Here is a 17,126-nt window from a genome sequence, read left to right on the forward strand (position 1 = left end):
AAGGAATAGGGCCGAGGCCTAAAAATACCATTGTTATCCAGCATCAAACTAGCGCAGAAACTGCATAAGCACACAAAGTAACGTAGCGGAGCGCTAGAATGTTCACCGATAATCCCAAACTCATGACAGCAATCCGCGACAGCTTTGCCCATGTAGACAACTGCCCGTTTCAGGGTCCGCGCGTGTTTTTCGAAAACGCTGGCGGCGCGCTAACGCTGAAATCTGTCGTCGGTACTTCTGGCAAATTCGCGGCGATCCCTGACAACCAAGGCCGCGATAATCCGGCATCCCATGCGCTGGTCGATGTTATCAAAAAGGCTCGCGCCGACATGGCGCTGTTCTTTAACGCGCCCGACGGCCAGTTCTTTGTTGGCGAAAGCGGGACCGAGCTGTCGTTCCGGCTGATCCGCACCGCGGTCATGGGCAGCGCAGAAGGGGCCGTCATCGGGTCCACCGTCGAACACCCCGCCTCGCGCAGCGCCGCGCAACACTGGGCCGATGTCGCGGGCAAACCCTATATCAGCGTACCCCATGACAACGCCACCGGGCAGGTCACGCCCGACGCCTACGCCGCGTTGATGTCACCCGAGGTGCGCGTCGCTACGATTTTGCACACCTCGCCAGTTACAGGAATTGCCAACGATGTGGCGGGCATCAGCGCCGCGATCCGCGCCGTCTCTCCCGATGCCTTTATCTTTGTTGATGGCATCCAGCACGCCAGCCACGGCCATATCGACATCGCCAGCTACGACATCGACGGCTATGTGATCTCGCCCTACAAACTGTTCTCGCGCCACGGCTATGGCATCGCATGGGCCTCCGATCGCCTATCCGCGCTGCCGATTGAAACACTGGCAAACGGTCCCGCTGGCAACTGGGAAATGGGTACCCGAGACACGGGGGCCTATGCGACATTTTCGGATGTGGTGCGTTATTTTGACTGGCTGGGGACGCAAGTATCCGACGCCAGCGATCCGCGCGCACGTATCGAAGCCGCCGCGGCTGCAATCCACGCGCATGAACATCAGCTTACCAACGCGCTGATGTTCGGTACAGGCAACCTTGCCGGCCTTGCTGATCTCGCGGGTGTCACCATCCTTGGCGGAACAGACAACCCCGACCGCGAGGGGTTGGTATCGTTCACGCTCGACACCCTGCCCGCTGCGGATATCGTGTCAAAGCTCAACGCCCAAGGGATCCGGACCCACGTGCGCAAGGCCGATCACTATTCTGGCAACATCCTGACCCCGCTGGGGCTGGATGCTGCGGTACGCGTGTCTCTGTGCCATTACAATTCGATGGACGAAGTCCGCGCCCTGCTCACCGCGATGAAGGACATCGCTGCATAAACGCCCGGTCGCGGCTTCATTTTGCAAAATAAACTCAAATCCGACAGGAGAACAGCAAACTCTGCTTGCCATATATGAACGACCGTTCAAACATGGCGTCATGACAAGCACACTCTCTACCGCCATTATCGCCAAGCGTGACGACCTGATCGCCCTGACCCAAGATTTGATCCGCATCCCGACGCTGAACCCGCCGGGGCATGACTATCGTTTGATCTGCGAATACCTCGATATCCGTCTGCGCAAGCACGGGTTCGAGACGCAGCTGATCCGCGCCTTTGGCACCCCCGGCGACAGCGAGAAATACCCCCGCTGGAACATCATCGCCCGTCGCGAAGGACGCAGGGCCGGCGAATGCGTGCATTTTAACAGCCATACCGACGTGGTCGAGGTGGGCGCTGGTTGGACGTTCGACCCATTCGGGGCGGAAATCTCGGATGGCAAGATCTATGGCCGAGGCACCTGCGATATGAAGGGCGGGCTAGCGGCCTCAATTATCGCGGCGGAAGCCTTTATCGAACAACATCCCGACTTTAGCGGGGCCATCGAAATCTCTGGCACGGCGGATGAGGAATCCGGCGGCTATGGTGGCGTCGCCTATCTGGCAGAACACGGGCATTTCAACCCCGACCGCGTGCAGCACGTGATCATCCCCGAGCCGTTGCAAAAAGACCGTATCTGTCTGGGTCACCGCGGCGGCTGGTGGGCCGAGATCGAAACCAAGGGCGAAATCGCCCACGGCTCGATGCCGTTTCTAGGCGACTGCGCCGTGCGCCACATGGGCGCGGTGCTGTCCGAGTTCGAAAACAAGCTTTTTCCCGCCATGGCCGCCCGCCACACCGATATGCCCGTGGTGCCCGAAGGGGCGCGTAGTTCGACGATGAACATAAATTCTATCCACGGCGGGCAAAAGGAAAACGATGCGGACTTTGACGGGCTGCCGGCGCATTGCGTCCCCGACAGCTGCCGCATCACCATCGACCGGCGGTTTCTGCTGGAAGAGCCACTGGATCAGGTGCGCGGCGAAGTGCGTGCGCTGCTGGAAGGGCTACGCGAAACACGGGTCGATTTTGACTATGAACTGACAGAGCTGAACTCTGTCCTGCCGTCGATGACCGACCGTGATGCCCCTGTCGTAAAGACCGTCGCCGACGCGATTGAAAGTATCATGGGCAAAGCGCCCGAATACGTCGCGTCTCCGGGATCATATGACCAGAAACACATCGACCGTATTGGCAAGCTCAAGAACTGCATCGCCTATGGCCCGGGCCTGCTGGAGCTGGCGCATAAACCTGACGAATATATCGGCATCGACGATATGGTCGACAGTGCCTGCGTTATGGGTGCCGCGCTAGAGACGCTCCTGCTCCCGAAAGAATAACGTCAGCCCGCGTCGTCACACGTCGGAAAATGCGTGTGGCGCTGCGATGGCTAGCCCGTCGACGATTGCTGTCATCGCAGCCCCCCGATGCACCTCGGCGTGAGGGAAGGCGTCGCGCATGGCGCGGTCGATGACCCCCATCAAGCTCGACCCGCCGACAAAGATCAGCTTGGTCACGGCGTCGGTCTTCACCTCTGCCTGCGCCGCCAGATCGGTCGCCACCTGAGCAACCTCTGCCGACATTCCCGACAGGGTCGCCGCCATCATCGCCTGCGGCAACGGCACCGTCAGCCCGCGCTCAACAATCTTGAGGTCGATCTGTGGCAGGGCGCGGGCACCGGGATCATTGGCGGCAATTTTTCCAGCCTCGACGGCAAAGGCCATGTCGTGGCCAAGCTCGTCTTCCAAGACGCGGGCAAGCCGGTTCAACAGCTTCGGCTCTACCGCGTATTTCACCAGATCCTCGACCGCGCGGCGTTGTTCGCGGGTATAAAGGAACGGGATTTTCTGCCACGTCGCCAGATCGGCAAATACGGCATGCGGAGCCGCGTGGGTTTCATCACCGAACACATGCTTGATCTGGCTGCCCATCCCCAGATGCGGCATCACGTGCTGAAGGCTCAGTTCGCGATCAAAATCTGTACCGCCGATGCGAACGCCTTTGCTCGCAAGAATATGAATGCCGACGTCACCTTGCTGCCGGAAAAGGGTAAAGTCAGAGGTACCGCCGCCAATATCGACGATCAGCCCCAGATCGCCAGGCTCTAACGCAGCGCGGTTGGCCAGTGCTGCCGCCTCTGGTTCGGGCATAAAACGGACGTCTTTGAATCCGGCTTGGGTATAGCATTCGGTCAGATCCACCAACGCCTGCGCATCCCGCGCGGGATCGGCGCTATGGAACATCACGGGCCGCCCGGACAGCGCCCGATCAAAACTCTGGCCCGTCGCGCTCTCTGCTTTTGCTTTCAACTCCGCTAGAAAGCTCGCCACAATGGCGATGAAATCCATGCGCTTGCCCAACAAAACACGGCTTTCCCGCATCAAGGGCGTCCCCAGCAGACTTTTGAGCGCGCGCATATACCGCCCGTCCTCGCCGCCGATCAGCGCCTTTTGGGCACCGCGCCCATAAATGATACGCTTTTCCTCATTATCGAAAAACAGAGCGGTCGGCAGCGTGTTCTGCCCCGCCTCGACGTTGATCAGGTGCGGCACGCCGTCTATCGCATAGCCGGCGGCAGAGTTCGACGTCCCGAAATCAATACCCAAAGTGGTAGATATCGTAGCCATGGTGCGCCCCTGCAAAACCTCAAAAAACGGCGCATAAACCGCAGACAGGCAAGGCACAACCGATAATCGTTTAGCGAACCCGACGCTGGTCAAACCTGACAGAACTGGTTACCATTTTTTATTATTTCTAACAGGAGGCGTTCATGGCCCATCTTCGCAAACTTATCATAGGCACCTGCGCTGCCGCGCTGATGGCCAGTGGCGTCGCTGCGAAAAGCGATATCACCGTCGCGATGCAGCTAAACCACCGCATCTGGACCCGACCAGCGCCGCGGCGGGGGCTATTGATTCTGTGCTTTATTCCAACGTTTTCGAAGGCTTGACGCGGTTTATGGGGGACGGATCGATCGTACCCGGACTTGCGCAATCTTGGGAAATCTCTGACGACGGCCTAACCTATACGTTCAAGTTGCAAAGCGGTGTGACCTTTCACGACGGCACGACGATGGACGCCGCCGACGTTAAATTTTCACTTGATCGGATCAATGCCGAAGACAGCGCAAATGCACAAAAAGCGCTGTTCGCCGCGATTTCCGAGGTGACCATCGTCGACCCCTCCACCGTTGAGATCAAACTGTCAGAGCCGGATGGAAACCTGTTGTTCAACCTCGCATGGGGCGACGCGGTGATTGTGGCTCCCGAAAGCATCGACAACATCAAACAGCTGCCCATCGGGACCGGCGCGTTCAAATTCACCAGCTGGACCCAGGGCGACAATATCCGCATTGAAAAGAACCCGAATTATTGGGGGACACCGGCTGCGCTGGACATGGCCACGTTCAAATTCATCTCTGACCCGACCGCCGCATTCGCGTCGATGATGGCGGAAGATGTCGACGTTTTCGTCAGCTTCCCCGCGCCTGAAAACCTGCCGCAGTTCGAAGCGGACCCCCGGTTTCAAGTGCTTGTCGGCTCATCCGAGGGCGAGACAATTCTGGCGATGAACAACAAGCAGCCTCCGTTTGATAATCCGAAGGTCCGCGAAGCGGTAGCGCACGCCATTGACCGACAAGCCATCATCGACGGGGCAATGTTCGGATATGGCACGCCCATCGGCACACATTTCGCGCCCCACAATCCAGCCTACGTCGACCAAACCGCGCTGAGCATGTATGACGTCGACAAATCCAAAGCGCTACTGGCCGAAGCCGGCTTTGCCAATGGGTTTGAAACCACTCTGGATTTGCCGCCCCCTTCGTATGCCCGCCGCGGCGGGGAAATCATCGCCGCGCAACTCGCCGAAGTCGGTATCACCGCCAAGATCAACAACGTAGAATGGGCCCAGTGGCTGGAAACAGTGTTCAAGGGCAAGAATTTTGGTCTGACCATCGTTAGCCACACCGAGCCGATGGACATCGGCGTCTATGCCAACCCCGACTACTACTTTCAGTACGACAATCCCGACTTCCAAACGTTAATGGCCAAGTTGAACACAACGACAGACCCCGACATGCGCAACGATGTCCTGGGCGAGGCACAAACCATGATCTCTCAGGATTACGTCAACGGGTTCCTCTTCCAGCTTGCTTCGCTCTCTGTCGCTAAGGCGGGACTAACCGGGCTTTGGCGCAACGCACCGACACAGGCTGTCGATCTGACCGGAGTGGCCTGGACGGACTGATATAACAGCTAGGGTGTTCTAGGGAGCATTGGGCACAGCATGCGGTGCCCAATGCTCTACACCATGTGAAAAAGATCATCTATTCCCCACCTGTGCTGTTCCATTTCCGCGCGAGGGCAACGTCCGAACCTTAGCCGCAACCCGCGCCGGATATGGCTGCCCTAGGACTTCCTCTGTCGGGCCGAACCGTTTCATGCGCCCGTCAGATAGGATTAATACCTTATTCAAAGCCGAAATTGCGCAAGGCTGACGCGCTGTAATCACCACTGTGCAGCTTTTGTTCCGCATTTGGCGTGTGACGTCGTGCACGATCTCCTCGACATCAGGGCAGCGGCAAAGGGAGCGGCGAGGATCATCCAACACGATGAGCGCAGGGTCGTAAACTAAGGTCCGTGCCAAGCCGATTTTCTGTAGGTGCGCTTGGCTCAGAACCGATTGCTCCCCCCTCCCTAGGAATGTCGAATACCCGTCGGGGAGCGCCATAATTTCATCATGCACCCGCGCAAGCTTGGCCGCGCTGATAACCTGCGCATCTGTGGCTTCGGCGCGGAACCTCGAGATGTTGTCAAAGATCGTAGCCGGCAAAAGCTCTACCATCTCTGGCAGGTAGCCGATGGCAGGACCGATCTGGGAAGACGGCCAGAGGCTCAGTTTGACCGCATCAAAACGAACCTCACCGGCGGTCGGCTGCGAAATACCTACCAAGAGCTTCGCCAACGCGCTCTTCCCTGCGTCGAGGCCTCCCAGAATACACAGGCCATCCCCTGGTTGCAGGTCGAACGAGATGTCCTGTAGGCTATATTGTGAACCGTCCCCCCGCGGAGGGGCTGGTGTCTGAGAAACAGATGAAACCGATATGCGCCCTCTCGGCGCAGGGAGTTCAACCGTTTCGAGTGTCGGCGCATAGTGTTCAAAATAGGTATGTAGCTGTCGATGTGCGGCCCAACCGCCAGCGATTAGCCGCCAGCCACCGGTGATTTGGTCAATGGGTGCCAGCACGCGCCCCGCCAAGATGGATGCCGCCATAATCATTCCGGCGGAAATTTTTCCCTGAATTACCAAAACAGCACCCACCGTGAGGATCGCCGATTGCAACATCAGGCGAAACGTTTTGCTGAAGGCTGCCAATGCATCAGGGGCAGAATGCAACCGTTGGTGCCAAACCAGGCTGCTGCGCTGCAGTCCAAGCCAATATGCCGCAAGATCATCTTGCATACGCATGGCGCGCAAGGGCTCGGCCAGTCGGCGGCTTTGATACGACATATCAGTGAGAATAGTGTCTTGAGCGACAGAGGCGATACCTGTCGTACGCGTCAACCAGCGGCCGAACACCACCATACCACAGGCCAACGCGGCCGCCGCGAGAACCATTGTCCCCAACCATGGATGGATGAGATACAGCGCCATCAGGAATATCGGTACAAACGGCATATCACACACACTCACGAATGCGGGGCTGGACAACAGTCGCCTGAGGTGAACCAATTGCTGCAGAGGCGGCTGCTCCCCTCCCTCGTGCGCGCGGCTATGATTTTGAACGCTGATCCAATCACTAAAGCATGCAGCCCCAAGCGTCATATCCAAGCGCACTGAAATGCGCGCCAAAAGCCGTTGCCTCGTGAGATCAAATAGACCCAGAAAACAGTATATAAGCAGCACTATCCCGAATAATCCAAGCAGGGTCACAATAGACCCGCTAGGCAAAACACGGTCGTATATCTGGATCATATAGATAGACCCAGTCAGCATCAAAAGGTTGACCAATCCACTGATCGCAACGAGCAGCCCGATCCCACCTGCCTGAGCCTTTAAGGCGATATCATAGATATTCTGCGTGGGCACGTTACCTATAACCCCCAATACAAATCGGTCATTTTTGGCCGGCAATTGTTCGCGACCCTGTATCAGAGCTAAAGAAATTTCCTTACTAAACTGCAAAAGTCGGCGACCGCAAAACGTCTTGTTAGGTCAAATTGGATATTCATCGTGCGGCGAGGTAGGTGCCTCGTCCAACATCCAAAGGCCCGCCCCGAATACGAAAAAGACGAAACCGTAGATAGCACCCCAAATATGCACCGTCGTCAGTGATAGGCTTAGGCCAACGAAGCATAAAACCCAGCCACATCGCATCTGTCGCAATGTTGGGTCCCCCTGGAAATTTTTACGGCCAACCCGCCAAAGTGCGAGCCCATAGCCGACGGACAGAAAAACAAACGCCGGCAGCCCAAAACGCATTGCGATGAAAAGCCAAAAATTGTCGATACTTGTGGTGTGCATCCAGATCGGTTTAAGCCAATCATGCAGCCCGATCCCTGTCATCGGCGCACTCCAAATGTTGACCATGCCCCATTGAAAAATCGCCGATCTCCAATAGGCACTTTGAGCCGAAAATGTGGCGTAGCTCATGAAAACTTGGATCGGTGTGCGGTTAGAGAGCAGATCAACGAGAATGTAGAGGGCCACCACACCGACCGATAGCACAAGCCACTTTTGCGCGAGTCTTCGACACAAGAAGCCCCATAATATCAGACCTATCTGCACGAGAGCGGCGAGAAGTGCGCCGCTGGAAAGAGACAGAAAGCAACTGGCGCAGATCACTGCCAGTATCATCACCCGCAACCCAAAACTGTGCTGCCGCGCCAGACCGACAAAATATAGCGACGTGGCAATGGTGCAAAACAATCCCCAATGAATGGGATGCTCGAAAGCGAGCTGAACGCGCTCCAATCCCATCCGGCGATCGATCGAAAGGTCAGGCGGCGTAGACAGACCTGTCATTTGCCAAAGCTGGATCGGAACCGAGGTGCCGTTTTGGGATTCGATCACTGCGAGGGGAAAGCAGAGCACAATCAACGTCGTCAGAATTTTTATTAAGGCGGCAAAACTATGTCTGTCTCGGACATAGGCACGTCCGATTAAGTACCCCCCTAGAAACTCAACCCCGATGGACCCTGCGTTTTCCGTCGCTTGCATGGGATTATTAATCATCAGGGAGAGCCCCACCCACAAAAAATGTAGCAGGAACAAAATATCCGTTAGTTGGATGCGCCCGAAATGCCCACAAAACAAACGCACAGCAAGCGGTACGATGACGCAAGCCAGAAGGATCCTGGTGCCGGTTAGATAGACCGACCCGATGCTAAACCCCGCGGGGAGCAGCAGCAAAAGCATATACACAAGCACTACCATTGAGACAGGAGGGCTTCGGCGCATCAGACGTCGTTTTGCCGCGCAGCACGGTACGGGCGTATATCGGTATTCTAAGTCCAAATCATAGCTGTCCTCTCACAAGCAGAATCGACGTTTTAGCGACCGTGGAGGCTAAACTTTAATATTACGTAAAAATTAAACGTGCCCCCGCCTGCTTGGTGCCAAAAGCAACACTATGGCATCGCTGATATACGTCACAGCTTGAGCAAACTGATCGCAAGAGGCTGGCTATGCAAATGACACTCGGTGTGGGGATGAGATTGGGGCAAACTGGGACAGGGTCGCATGCCCTAAACTCTTTGCGCGCTGCAGAAATTTTGGCTGATGGCTGGCAGGCGCTACAGAGCGACATGTCGGATTATTCGAACGCGCTTGAACCACAAGGATTATTGGTTTCTCGCCCGGGATTTGACCGGTTCGCCACGCCCACCGTAGTTGAAACAACAGTCTATCTCACCGGCCGGGTCAGGCAGCCCTATCCTGATCAATCAAATGTTACGGACAACTCGGACGCTTGTTCAGAATTTGTTTACTCCGGCGATAGTATTAAAGGTGCATCTAATCACAGCATGCGGCCAGCGCCCCAGCCAATTGCGATGTGGTTGAACCATGATCGCGAACGCGTTGTCAGCGCTGCACATGAACTACGTATCGCCATTGCGCACGCCCATGCCCGGGACGGGCAGCCTGTCGCTGCCGTTAAGTTTATCGTGAAAGATGCCGTTGGGAATGAGGTGACCCAGCTAGCAACAACGCAAAGCAGTTTGAAGTTTGAGGCGTCAGGTCTGCACATCCCGCATTTTGCGGCCACTGTTGACCTATCCAGCCTTGCTCAGGGGGGGCTGCTGACGGTGGACGCCACTATCTATCCTTGGGTGGGGGATGCCTTTACACTTTCAACAGGCACCGATCCCTATCCGTCCCCGAACCTAACGACACTACGCCTGCTGAATGACACGAACGGAGGATATGGAACCTTTTATGCACTGGTAAACTCGGCAACGGGCGATGACGCCACGGGTCAGGCGGCGACAGCTCGGGCAGATGCCGCGACATCGCCCTTTGCGACCATCCTTGCAGCGGCCGGGGCGATAAAAAACCTGAATGCTGCGTACCACGGTCGGGTAGATGACGCCGGCGGCGGTGTTATTCTGTTGGCCGAAGGGGTCCATAGGCTTACCCCTTTCAAAACCGCGGGTCACTCGGTCGATATCCCTTTGTGCGTTGAGGCTTCTGATCCTGCCAAACGTGATACCACGGTCCTGACAGATAATGGCGTCAATCGGTTCAACGGGATTCCAACGCGGCTTAGGTTGCGTGACCTAACTTTGCGAAAGGGCGGGCCGAACTCCGTCTTTCTAGACAGCGGAGCGGCGTCGGCTGAAAATCTGTTGATCGCGGAAAATTGCGTTTGGGATGCGAATGGAATGGGAAGTTATGGGGCTTGGGTCTATCGCGTCGGACGTTTTGTGCAAATCAACTGTACAGTCATCGAAGGAAATGACCCCCGTCAGGGAAACTCTTTTTCGACAGAGGCAATCATGGTCAACGCGATCGGCTGCAAGGGCTGCGCCGGCACCATTACGTATAATGCAGTAGGCTGTTGTGACCTTGACGAATTTACGCTTCGTGCACCGGTCGGCGACCGGCCTGCGATGGTTGGGACCTTCCTAGGTTGGAATAATTTTAGCAACGGCAGCGCCACAAATGCAATTGTCGCGATAAGTACCGAAATCGGCCAACGCGGTTTTGCATTCGTCGGGAATGTAATCGAAAGCTGGGGCACGTCTACCAATGCCGCGTTGAGGCTGAATGCAGATAGCGATGAAAATCCGGCGCAGAATATTGTCGTTCACAACAATACCATCGCGGGAGAACGCGCAAATTTGCTGTATCTGGATGGTGCGGTGAGAACGTCCCTAAGTCGGGCTCCTTCCGTAATAATTTATTTCACCGCATAAATATAAAAAGCGACGTATTTTCCGCTCGCGCATCAAACACCGGAAACTGGCCCGCACGGTACAAGGTCGGGTGGGCGGACAACGTGGCAATCGCCGGATCAAGCAATGAACCCGAGTATGGTGCGTCATCATGGTTGGGGGAGTTTCCTTCCGTTCGGGAGGTTGCTCATATCGCAACACCTTGGGTCGATGATCGCTCTCACAGTGGGGACAATACGGGCGGGGGCAACTACGCGCCCGCTGCGTCATCTTCGCTCCCCAAGGTTGCGCCTGAAAACATGCCCTATGCGACCGATCTGTTTGGCAACACGCCGGTGGCCGAAGGGGCCTTTATCGGAGCTGTGTTTTCGATCGCCTAAGCTGTTGCCCGCGCTGACTGCTTTTCCGCCAAAAGTCAGCGCGGGGTTTTCGACCCAATGCCAGGATATAATGGCGCAGATCAAGGTTAACGGGAGCGCTATAGCTATGTTTGCAACCGGCGTCATGTCGCCCCATAGCCATACGGTAAAACCCTGTAGGGGCATCGCATAAACATATATGCCGTATGAATAATCGCCGACTTTATTGAATATAAGCAGAGGGGGAACCGTGCAGTAGCCCGCCCATAAACTGCTATAAGTCACGGTTAATGCCAACATCGGGAAAGCGAGAACTGTGCCTTGCGTGGCCCATGCGAGCCCAATTGATGCGAGTACGATCGGCCACCACAAGAAGATATGTGCGCGCCAGATCCAGCATGCTGCGCCAATCACAAAAGGGAACGAAAGCAACTGCGTCTGCTGTATCCGCGGATGGACGAACTCTTGGAGCGATGGCATGGCGACCCAGCTTAGAAGGTAAAGCACCGCCAGCACCGCCATCACAGACTTTCGCTGCAGTACCCCCGCGAGGCCAATCAGCAGGATCAACGCATAGCAGGCGACCTCATGCGCAAGGGTCCAGATGGACCCTTCAACGGCAGGGTAAGGGTTGTCGCAAAACACGCCAGGCAACGTGTATTGTGGCTTGAAAATCAGGATATTTTGGACAACGAACCGCGCCGTATCCGGGTGGGAAAAGTAGCTTGCGAGGTCAAGCGTGCTGACCAGCGGGCCGATGATTAACGCAACGAACAGGATCGATACAGCCAACCCCGGCAAAAGACGGGACGCGCGTGCCAAAATGAAGGAAAAAGCAGATGCCTGCCGTACATAGCTACCCGCGATAAAAAAGCCGGAAAGGCCAAAGAATACAAAGACCGCGAGCTCCCCCAGTGAGTACCCAAGCGCGTTTTTCAACGGTTCTACCGTACCCCGCCCAAGGGCGAGCGGCCACGCATGAGAGACCAGCACCGCCCCTGCCGCGAGAAAGCGGATCAGGTTAAAATGGTTATCGCGCCCGACGGCGAGGTCAGACAATCGTGGCTGTTTGATGCTTGCCGTCATGAGAATGGGTTAAGAATTTTTCGACCACAGCCTGACATGCAGACCGTTATTATTGCCCAAAGAACCCGGGACCGCAGGAGGCTCCATTCCATCATCTATTCCTTTTCTAGGTAAAATTTTGCGTACCCCGATCAACGCCATTGCCATCCACGCGATCAGCATTGTGAAGCCCGCAATCCGGTAGCCAGGAGGATCGTCATGCGTAAGAACCGCCCAAATCAGCGTCCCAGCCAACCAGATCAATGGTGCCCAGAGCGGGCGCAGCGGCACATGTTGCACCCGATTCATCCATAGCAGCGCAATCACCATCCCAGCGCCTTCGCCCAGCGCCGCGATTTGCACCACGCGGACCAAGCTTGCGCCCTGTATGACGATCCATGCGGCAAGGGGCAGAAACGCGATACGCAAAAGATCGGTCATCAGCTCGGTTTTGCGAAACCCTTTGCCCAGCGCCACAATCGCGCAACCGCCTTTGACAACCCGTAAGGCCTGCGCCACCGACAGAAGTGTGAGCAGCGGTAGGGCCGCGCGGTATGTGTCGTCCAATACGTACTGCACGAATGGCGCACCAAGCAGGCTGACCAACGCCACCATCACGCCCGCAAGTACGATATGGCCGCGGAGTGTGTTGACCGCGCACGCCGCAAACGCATTGGGCCCGCCACAAGCCGTCAGGCGCGGCAGGAAAAAGCTCATCGTGCTGCGCATCAGGACCAGCGACGGCACTAGCGTCAGGGATACCGCCATGGAGAAAAGGGCCAATGGCTCTAGCCCCAAAAACCGGCCGACGATGGCACGTTCTCCGTTGAACACCACAAACATCACTGCGCCGCTGGCCAATAGGGGCCACCCGAACTGCAAACTGTGCAGCGTGATCGCGAGGTTGAGCCGCAGCCGGTAGGAGCGCTTAGCGACAGCATGGGACACGAGGGTGCCCAGCGCCATATGAACCAAAAGCGCACCGAGCATGATCCGGAAATCATCGAAAAGAACCGCCAGCGGCACAACCGCAATCAGCGACCCAAGCGGGGGGGCCAGAGCGATCCATACTGCTGCGCGATGTTTGTGCTGGCGGGTCTGGCGGTAAACATCAAGGTGCACCCCCCCCTGCATCAGTGGCACCACTGCCAACAGTTGAAACGCCCAGACCAGATGCGAAAGCCCGAAGGCATCGGCCATAGGAGAGGCGAGCACCAAGAGCACCCCCGCCCCGAACACACCACGCATCATCGCCACACCGTGCAGAGCGCTGTGATAGTTTGGGTCATCCCCATGTGGCGAGTTTACAATTTGTTGCTGGAATCCGAGCGCGGTCAGCATCTCTATCAATGTCAGTGAGAGAACAAGGCTCACGCCAATGCCGAAATTCTCTAGGTTGATGAGGTGCGAGATAAGCACCGTTCGCAGTAGTAAAATTCCGGCAGCGCAGGCGTTACCCGACAGAAGAAAGCTGAAGGCGCGGATCATTGCCCCTCGCGTCGGACTTGGGGGAACGTCACGGCAGGTCAAAACGGTTCCACCGTTGCAACAGCCGGTTCGGGTCGTTTCCATACAGCAGATGCAACATGCGCTTGGCGCGATATAGTCGAACAGAGGCTAGACCGATGAACGCCATCACCCGATTACGCCTACCGTTGATCCGGGCGCTGGTAAAAATCTGCGGCACGGCACCAAGAGGCGAGGCGATGAGCAGCAGAGACTTAGCCGCCCACCAGATATTGTCCCTGTGCCGGCTGCATCGCACCCAATCATGGGCAAGCTGTCGGTCCCATTTCGCTTGCAACCCTGAAGCCGTGTGGGGCGGATGATAGACAATCAACTCGGGCGCAAAAGCCATGCGATGCCCCGCGGCTGTGGCACGCTGCCCCCAGTCGCGATCCTCGGCAAAGCGCAGCCCCTTGAACGGCCCGACTGCGTGAAACACCTTGCGATGCACGATCAGATTCCCTGTCCCCGTAAACCCCTGACGCGCGATGTAGTGGTCCATTCGGTAGGCAAAGATTACTTGGTAGGCTGTCGTGGCGTCCATCTTGTAGCCCGCCCCACACGCGATGCGAACATCCCCGCCGAGGATCGTATCGGGGTCCCGCTGCAGGCGTTGCGCAGCGCGCTCTAGCCAGTGGGGGTCGGGCTGGCAATCTGCGTCCAGAAAGGCAAGAACCGCACCCTGCGCCCGTGTCGCGCCAAGATTACGGGCAGGGCCGGGGCCGGGGATCGTCTGCTTGATCAGGGATACCCATGGGTAATCGTTAACAATCTCTTTCGGCAATCGGACAGAGCCATTGTCGACGACGATCACCTCGGCCGGTTCAATCGTACCCCCCGCAAGCGCAGCGAGGCAGCGTGCAAGGGCATCGGGTTGGTTTAGATGTGGAATCACAACAGTGATGCTGGGCAAGGCGGGCGCGGTGTTCATCCCCCTTTAAGACCGGAAGAAAGTAAAGATTTCGCTAAGGCTGGTGGGGGATCAGCCGCGAAACCCACGCCGGAGCTGGCTGCTGATAGGTTCGGCCAGATAGCTGAGCACGGTTCGGTCACCTGTTTTCAAGAATGCTTCGATCGGCATGCCGGGTACCAGACGGGCAGAGGCGGGCAGCCGGCTAAGCTCGGTGCTAGGGATTTCGAGGCTGACCCGGTAGAAACTTTCGCCGGTGTTCGGATCAATCACCACCTTCGGAGAGATACCCCGCACGGTACCGGTCAAGCGCGGCGTCGTGTGCGGATCAAACGCAGAAAGCACAATGGTGGCGGACTGGTCATAGCGCACCAGATTGATAGAGCGCGGATCGACACGCACCTCGAATTCGAACATCTCGCGTTGCGGCACAATATCCATCAAGGTTGCGCCTGCTGCCACGACCCCCCCGACCGTTGTCGCGCGAAGCTCATGTACCATCCCATCTGCAGGCGCGCGAATGACGATACGGTCCATTTGTGCCTGGCGGGTGATGGTGGCCAGGACAAGCTGTTGTACTGCGGCGTTCACTTCGCGCAGTTCAAGCGCAACCTCTTCCTGCAAGCGACGGTCCGCTTGCAGGCTTTCAAGTTTGAGCGTCCCGCGCTGATGGATCAATTGGGCGAGCTCTGCCCGACGGGCGGCCAGATCACCGCGCAATCCCGCCTGAGAGGACTGCAACTGTGACAGCCGCACCTGCGGTGCCAACCCTTTTGCAACCAAGACCGACAGGCTGGCCAGCTCATCGGTAAGGATCGCAAGCTGCTGTTCTGAAGCAAGAATCTGCCCGTTGATGCCAGTGACCTGCATGTCGACAGCGTCAAGATTGTTGGCGATACGATCAAGCATACCAGCACGCATCTGGGCGCGCGCTTTAAATATCGCGCCCTGCCCTGCGCGCGCTTGGGCCATATCTAGCGGGCGAATGTTACCGGGCAACTCTATCGTGTCGAACCCCGGCACAGCGCTGCCATCACGCTCTGCTTCGAGCCGGGCACGCAGCCCGATCGCATCGGCGAGGCGGGCGCGGGCCATGCGCAGATCGATTTGCAAGGCAGCCGCGTCAAACCGCACGAGCACCTGACCCGCCTTTACGATATCGCCGCTCTGAACCGCCAGTTCTGCCAGCACGCCGCCATCGACCGTCTGGATCACCTTGGGTTTGCCTGCCACATCAATTTGACCCGTCGCAATCACCGCCCCCGCAATCTGCGTCGTCGCGGCCCATCCTCCGAGCACCCCCACCAAGCAGAAGATTGCCGCAGTCACGCCGGCGGTCAGGTGCCAAAGGCCCGTCTTGGGAGAGTTAGTTTCAGGATGTTGCATGGTAGGCTCCTTGTGGTGACAGGCCCAACGTGGATGTCGAGGCTGTCCTACATCATGGGCTGCGACTTAGGGCCCGACGGCGGCGTACTTGCGGCGGAAATGTGACGGCAAATGTGCGGTCAGAGGTTCGGGCAAAGGGAAGGAGCAGCAGAGATTTTGCATAGCATAGCCATGAAGTTCGCCCGTTTTCGTGTAGAATTTATATGCAAAATATAATATTTTCAAATAGTTATTCGATTTCTCGCCGGGACCATGTCAGCAAGGCAGACCAGCCTTGCCCGGCAGGATGTTGCCCTATTCTTTGTCCAATCCGGTCATATCGCCAAGCACCGCGCATTTTAGGCGAATTTTAGGCGTTAGGCTCGGCACGTACGCTCGCGGCGCGGTTCGGTATCATTGTTGCCTATTTCGGTTTAATCCACGCCTCATGGACGCATTGCCCCATCTCTATCAAAGACCTCCCTCGGTTCACTTGCTCGCCAGAACCCCGACACGGTCGGCATCGATACCACGCGTGAGCAAACCCGCAGCTCGGCCTAAGGCCTGATATACGTATGCCAGACATGCAAAAGGCGGGCGCATCACTGCACCCGCCTTGGAAAATACCCTAAGGGGCTATGTTTTATTTGTCGCCTGGCAGACCAGCAGCGGCTTCGCCGACTGTTGCGTCAAGGTTCTGGTTACATACAACCAAGAAGCTTTCCATCGCGGCTTCGTCCATTGGCTCAGCGGTCATGTTGGATTCGGCGGTGTTGCCACCGGTTGCTGCGTTAGCCGAGTTTTCATCAACGATTAAGTCTTTCTCAGCTTCGTCATCTGTTGCTTCGGCAGCCGTTACGGTTGTTGTCGTGTCTTCGTCACGCTCGCTACCACCGATCGAGCCGCCGTTGTCACCATCGTCGATCTCTGCGATCGCGGCCGAGGCCACCATCATTTGATCGTCTTTCGACAGTTCATTAAATTCAGCGCAGGTCATCAGAGGGCTGGCGTGTGCTGCTGCGAAGGCCGGGGCGGATACTGTACCCATAAGGGCAGCGATGGCGAGTGTTTTAAATGTATTGGTCATTGATAAGCTCCTAATTTCTCGTTTTTGGTTGACTAACCCCGTGAAG

General features: G+C 56.9%; 11 protein-coding genes and 1 pseudogene. 4 read left to right on the forward strand and 8 right to left on the reverse strand.

Features of this window, described 5'->3' with window-relative positions:
* The first annotated feature begins 98 nt into the window (after window positions 1–98).
* Together ACVBAU_RS01580 and ACVBAU_RS01585 are read left to right on the forward strand one after the other, a co-directional pair.
* On the forward strand, window positions 99–1,349 hold the full coding sequence (locus ACVBAU_RS01580; RefSeq protein ID WP_448327492.1) for an aminotransferase class V-fold PLP-dependent enzyme: 1,251 nt from the start codon (window positions 99–101) through the stop codon (window positions 1,347–1,349).
* 100 nt (window positions 1,350–1,449) lie between these two features.
* A complete protein-coding gene (locus ACVBAU_RS01585; protein ID WP_448327494.1) occupies window positions 1,450–2,730 on the forward strand; it encodes an acetylornithine deacetylase/succinyl-diaminopimelate desuccinylase family protein in 1,281 nt (426 codons plus the stop codon).
* A gap of 15 nt (window positions 2,731–2,745) precedes the next feature.
* On the opposite strand, the gene ACVBAU_RS01590 is transcribed toward ACVBAU_RS01585, so the two are convergent.
* Window positions 2,746–4,017: an Hsp70 family protein gene (locus ACVBAU_RS01590; RefSeq protein ID WP_448327496.1), complete on the reverse strand. Its 1,272-nt coding sequence runs from the start codon at window positions 4,015–4,017 to the stop codon at window positions 2,746–2,748.
* A 143-nt stretch (window positions 4,018–4,160) separates the two neighbouring features.
* Here ACVBAU_RS01590 and ACVBAU_RS01595 point away from each other — a divergent pair.
* Window positions 4,161–5,638: pseudogene (locus tag ACVBAU_RS01595) on the forward strand (ABC transporter substrate-binding protein).
* A 75-nt stretch (window positions 5,639–5,713) separates the two neighbouring features.
* On the opposite strand, the gene ACVBAU_RS01600 reads toward ACVBAU_RS01595, so the two are convergent.
* The gene (locus ACVBAU_RS01600; protein ID WP_448327498.1) at window positions 5,714–7,576 is read right to left on the reverse strand and encodes a type I secretion system permease/ATPase; all 1,863 of its coding nucleotides are present in this window, start codon (window positions 7,574–7,576) and stop codon (window positions 5,714–5,716) included.
* Between the two features lie 30 nt (window positions 7,577–7,606).
* The gene (locus tag ACVBAU_RS01605; RefSeq protein ID WP_448328875.1) at window positions 7,607–8,809 is read right to left on the reverse strand and encodes an O-antigen ligase family protein; all 1,203 of its coding nucleotides are present in this window, start codon (window positions 8,807–8,809) and stop codon (window positions 7,607–7,609) included.
* 641 nt (window positions 8,810–9,450) lie between these two features.
* Between ACVBAU_RS01605 and ACVBAU_RS01610 the strand changes: the two genes are divergently transcribed.
* Entirely contained in the window at window positions 9,451–10,809 is a 1,359-nt protein-coding gene (locus ACVBAU_RS01610) for a hypothetical protein (RefSeq protein WP_448327500.1), read from the forward strand.
* Between the two features lie 245 nt (window positions 10,810–11,054).
* On the opposite strand, the gene ACVBAU_RS01615 is transcribed toward ACVBAU_RS01610, so the two are convergent.
* The 5 genes from ACVBAU_RS01615 to ACVBAU_RS01635 form a co-directional block, all read right to left on the reverse strand.
* Complete coding sequence (locus ACVBAU_RS01615; protein WP_448327502.1) at window positions 11,055–12,086, reverse strand: acyltransferase family protein; 1,032 nt, start codon at window positions 12,084–12,086, stop codon at window positions 11,055–11,057.
* Between the two features lie 156 nt (window positions 12,087–12,242).
* On the reverse strand, window positions 12,243–13,700 hold the full coding sequence (locus tag ACVBAU_RS01620; protein WP_448327504.1) for an oligosaccharide flippase family protein: 1,458 nt from the start codon (window positions 13,698–13,700) through the stop codon (window positions 12,243–12,245).
* 28 nt (window positions 13,701–13,728) lie between these two features.
* On the reverse strand, window positions 13,729–14,649 hold the full coding sequence (locus ACVBAU_RS01625; RefSeq protein WP_448327506.1) for a glycosyltransferase family 2 protein: 921 nt from the start codon (window positions 14,647–14,649) through the stop codon (window positions 13,729–13,731).
* A 51-nt stretch (window positions 14,650–14,700) separates the two neighbouring features.
* Window positions 14,701–16,014, reverse strand: a complete 1,314-nt coding sequence (locus ACVBAU_RS01630) for an HlyD family type I secretion periplasmic adaptor subunit (RefSeq protein ID WP_448327507.1) — start codon at window positions 16,012–16,014, stop codon at window positions 14,701–14,703.
* 622 nt (window positions 16,015–16,636) lie between these two features.
* Window positions 16,637–17,080 carry a hypothetical protein gene (locus ACVBAU_RS01635; RefSeq protein WP_448327509.1) on the reverse strand — a complete coding sequence of 148 codons (444 nt, stop codon included), beginning with the start codon at window positions 17,078–17,080 and terminating at the stop codon, window positions 16,637–16,639.
* Window positions 17,081–17,126: the final 46 nt, after the last annotated feature.

It is taken from the genome of Sulfitobacter sp. M13 (genome assembly GCF_053474885.1).